The organism is Gilliamella sp. App6-5 (assembly GCF_001690525.1).
GTDB lineage: Bacteria > Pseudomonadota > Gammaproteobacteria > Enterobacterales > Orbaceae > Gilliamella > Gilliamella apicola_H.
The window spans coordinates 1-3,492 of record NZ_LZGT01000049.1; the positions used below are offsets into that span (position 1 = coordinate 1).

General features: G+C 31.4%; 5 protein-coding genes. 3 read left to right on the forward strand and 2 right to left on the reverse strand.

Features of this window, described 5'->3' with window-relative positions; translation table 11 throughout:
* Nucleotides 1–161: 161 nt before the first annotated feature.
* Nucleotides 162–419: a transposase gene (locus A9G24_RS06345; protein WP_065637205.1), complete on the reverse strand. Its 258-nt coding sequence runs from the start codon at nucleotides 417–419 to the stop codon at nucleotides 162–164.
* A gap of 44 nt (nucleotides 420–463) precedes the next feature.
* Here A9G24_RS06345 and A9G24_RS06350 point away from each other — a divergent pair, with 44 nt between their 5' ends.
* The 3 genes from A9G24_RS06350 to A9G24_RS06360 all read left to right on the forward strand — a co-directional run bounded on the left by A9G24_RS06350 (nucleotide 464) and on the right by A9G24_RS06360 (nucleotide 2,841).
* Nucleotides 464–1,486: a protein rep gene (locus A9G24_RS06350; RefSeq protein ID WP_065638278.1), complete on the forward strand. Its 1,023-nt coding sequence runs from the start codon at nucleotides 464–466 to the stop codon at nucleotides 1,484–1,486.
* A 151-nt stretch (nucleotides 1,487–1,637) separates the two neighbouring features.
* A complete protein-coding gene (locus tag A9G24_RS06355; RefSeq protein WP_141673091.1) occupies nucleotides 1,638–1,901 on the forward strand; it encodes a hypothetical protein in 264 nt (87 codons plus the stop codon).
* Between the two features lie 13 nt (nucleotides 1,902–1,914).
* A complete protein-coding gene (locus A9G24_RS06360; RefSeq protein WP_065638280.1) occupies nucleotides 1,915–2,841 on the forward strand; it encodes a hypothetical protein in 927 nt (308 codons plus the stop codon).
* Between the two features lie 567 nt (nucleotides 2,842–3,408).
* On the opposite strand, the gene A9G24_RS13340 is transcribed toward A9G24_RS06360, so the two are convergent.
* Nucleotides 3,409–3,489 (reverse strand): integrase core domain-containing protein, encoded by an 81-nt coding sequence (locus A9G24_RS13340; protein WP_442902743.1) that lies wholly within the window; start codon nucleotides 3,487–3,489, stop codon nucleotides 3,409–3,411.
* Nucleotides 3,490–3,492 lie beyond the last annotated feature (3 nt).

The window sequence follows — 3,492 nt, forward strand, 5'->3', positions numbered from 1 at the left end:
GATAGCATTCAACACCGAAATAATCACCGAATCATCCGGTAACTTAGGTTGATGATAGTAAGCACAACGGCTTAAGCCAACAATGGCACAACTCATAGCAATAGTAACTGAATGATTTTGTTGTAGTTGCTGTGCCCACGTTTTACGTGCCCCAGTTGGCACTAAAGCTTTTTTATGATTTCTTCCTGAAGCTGGGATTTTAAGCTCAGTTCGGCAAACATCTGCTTAAGCTTACGGTTTTCAGCCTCCAGCTCTTTTAAGCGTTTGATATCCGAAGTTTCCATTCCGCCGTATTTTTCTCGCCATTTATAGAAAGTTGAATTTGCCATGCCATATTTACGGCAGAGTTCCTTGACAGGAATACCTGCTTCAGCTTCTTTTAAAATAGCGACGATTTGATGTTCAGTCATTTTTTTCATCATTAAATCCCCTTTACTTGTATCATAGAGAATTTTCTACTTTTGTGCTGTACTATTTTAGGGGGTATTTACATAAGCAAATAGCTGATCCAAAAACAGGAGAAGTTAATATTAAGCTTAAAAAAACATTTTTTTGTAGAGTGAGACATTGCCCCGTTTGTCAGTGGAGAAAATCACTTTTTTGGAAAGCTAGATTTTATAAAGCTTTACCAAGTATTATGGAGCAGTATAAAAGTGGTAGATGGTTATTTTTAACATTAACTGTTAAAAATTGTAATGTTGAACAATTAAATGAAACTATTGGAAAAATGAATAATGCGTTTAGAAAAATGTGTAAACGCAAGCATTTTTTAAAGTATAACTTGGGTTTTGTTAAAACAATAGAAGTCACTAGAAATACTAAAGACAATACAGCTCATCCGCATTTTCACACTTTACTTCTTCAGAAATCTACATATTTTAAAAGTAAAAAATCGTATATGACACAGTATGAGTGGGCAGAGCTTTGGAGAGATTGTCTCGGTATTAATGATTATTTACCGATTGTAGATATTCGAGCAGTTAAGAAAACAAAAAGCAGTGAAGATTTAGTTGATGCTGTAGCAGAAACACTTAAATACGCTGTTAAACCATCGGATATGATTGCAGATCGTGACTGGTTTTTGGAAATGACTAACCAGCTTTTTAAAAGCCGTTTATTAAGCACAGGCGGCGTGCTTAAAAACAGCTTTAAAGAAGACGTTAGTGAAGAAGAAATGCTTTTAGAAGATGAGCAAGAAGATCAGGAAGGGGATAATTTAAATTTAATTACATTTAACTGGTACAAGTCGTTATTTAAGTACAGAAGAAAATTAAATGATGATGTTGAAAATAAAGACGACAGTAAAGCTTATTTGAAACACAAACATAAAACTATAAATGCTATAAAACAACGGATACAAAATAAACAAGATGAACGTGAAGAACGAGACAAAATAATTAAACATATAGCAGAAATAGAAGCTTTAGTTAAAGCAAAAATGAAAGAAGAAATAGATAAAATCGATGTACCTACAGTAACAATTTAACCCCCCCACACGCACGCATAAACCCCGTAGGGCCGGCATGAACTATGTAATAGTTCTAGTCGGTGCTAGAACTAATAAAATTACTTCATTGACAATTCAAAAAAAATTCATAAAAACATATATATACAAACAAAAATATATAGGATTTTTTATGAAAAAAGCACAATTTATACATATAGAAAATTATAGTAAAAAAGGCTCAGGTAAAGCGGTTGGTAAATACAAAACAGAAGTTAAACAATCAAACGTTACAGGGGTTTTAAGTGAAGCTAACAGATTAAAAAGTTATTGTTCTCATGTTCCTGCTCCCCTCCCCCCTACATTACTTTATGGTTGTGATTTGGACGAAGTTAAAAGATTAACTGAGGAATACTACAACAACAACAAAAAACGGTCAAAAAAGAGCTTTACGTAATGATAGTAATATTTTGCTGGCTGGTGTTGTGTCTGTACCAAATGATTTAAAAAATTCCTGGAATGATTACAAGAAAGATACTATTAATTGGCTAAAAAATAAATATGGTAATAAGTTAAAATCAGTAATAGAACATACGGACGAACCTAATCCGCACCTACATTTTTATGTTGTTCAAGACGTGAGTAAAGCTTTTGATCTTGTACATGACGGTAAAAAAGTAATATATGAAGATAATCAGAAAGCTAAAGCTAACAACACTAAACCCAACAAAAAACAACAAGTAAAAATGTATAAAAAAGCAATGCAAGATCTTCAGGACGATTTTTATAATGCTGTTAGTAAAAAATACGATTTAACACGTAAAAGCAAAACGCCCAGACCGAGAGTAGCAGGTACCACAGAAGAATATAAGGAAGTTGTTAAACAAACACAAAACTTACAAAAAAAAGTAATTGAAACGATCGAAGATGCTAAAAAGCACGGGTTTCGTGTGGGTTTAGCAGAATTTGAAAATAACAACGTTATTACTAAATTAAACATATTAAACATTACAAAAAAACGTAATTTTGAAGATCTTAATAAACAAATTAAAAGTTTGGAAAAACATAAAAATTACTATAAAAACCGTAAAGATCACTACAAGCAAAAAACTGAAAAATTAAGCAAGGAAGTTAAAGAATTTGAGCAAGTTGTAACTAATTTTTACAAACCTGCATATAAAAAATTAAACAGTATTGAGCTTGAAAATGCCGAACTTAAAAAACGTAATAGTATTTTGCTTGAAAAAAACGATAAATTGAGTATTGAATTAAATGCTAAAACAAAAATGCTTGATGCTGTTAAAAAATACTTTAATAGCAAGTGGGATAACTTTATAAATTACTTTAATAGTAATAAAAACACAGCTACAAATAAGCACAAATACAAAAACATATAACCGCAATTTTATAGTTTTTTACTACGTAAAAAAATAAAAATTGGGGTTGAGCAACCGAACGAAGTGAGGGCGGTAGCTTTTACTTGATACTTTAATACTTTAGGTATAAAAGTCGGAAAAATTTTTTGCTGTTTTTGTTAGTTTGGAAAAGGCTTTGTGATGTTTTTTTTTGTTGATTTTGGTTGAATGGAAATTTGACAATTTAAAAATATTGCTTATATTAAAAACTAATTAGTAAAACTCGGATTTATAAAAAAGAAAAAGCCCAATTTGGCGATTGAGCTTTTCTAAAAATCGATTTTTTTTATAGATCCACCACGACGAGAATCTATATGGATAAATATAACGATATTTTACAAAAAGTCAATAATAGTAACTTTGAAGACCTTTCCGAACGTTGCTCAAAACATAGTATTTGGGATACACACAGACATGATTCGGCATTAGTATCAGAACTTTATGCTGGGTCTAAATTTACAAACTATTACAAAAGAATGGAAGACTGTGCTAACAGACTAGACTTTAAGTGTAAATACCCCAAACTTAGTACAAGATTCAAGTAGAAAATCATGCTGTTTGTTTTAGTGTTTTATACTCAATCGGCGTCATGTTATTTAATGCCTCATGCGGTCTTTCGGTGTTATAAATCGT

Excerpts from the sequence above, each read along its gene's own strand:
- A9G24_RS06345 (WP_065637205.1), bottom strand. The coding sequence starts at position 419 with ATGAAAAAAATGACTGAACATCAAATCGTCGCTATTTTAAAAGAAGCT.
- A9G24_RS06355 (WP_141673091.1), top strand. The coding sequence starts at position 1,638 with ATGAAAAAAGCACAATTTATACATATAGAAAATTATAGTAAAAAAGGC.